The organism is Bartonella sp. MR168JLCBS, assembly GCF_042194175.1.
The window spans coordinates 766-1,105 of record NZ_JBHIMP010000141.1 but is presented as its reverse complement, the minus strand read 5'-3'; the positions used below and the strand labels follow the sequence as shown (position 1 = coordinate 1,105).

The window sequence follows — 340 nt, the reverse complement described above, 5'->3', positions numbered from 1 at the left end:
GAAAAACTTAATAAAAGTCTGAAAGCAGAAAAAGAGCGGGCTGAAAGTGCTAACAAAGCTAAATCAGAATTTTTAGCCAATATGTCCCATGAATTGCGGACTCCACTGAATGCCATTCTGGGCTTTTCAGACATCATGTTGCAATCTACCTTTGGCCCTCTTGGCTCAAAACGCTATAAGGAATATATGCGTGATATTTACAATTCAGGTAGCCATCTTCTAACCCTTATTAATGATATTCTTGATATGTCTAAAATAGAAGCTGGAAGATTTACTGTTGATTGTAAGAATATCGATCTTGAGCCTATCATCAGTGAAGCATTGCGAACACTTATGCCAC

General features: G+C 37.6%; 1 protein-coding gene. It reads left to right on the top strand.

Features of this window, described 5'->3' with window-relative positions; genetic code table 11:
• Nucleotides 1-340, top strand: a 340-nt coding sequence (locus ACFIK8_RS09860) for a sensor histidine kinase (protein ID WP_375669318.1), incomplete at both ends; no start/stop codon positions are given.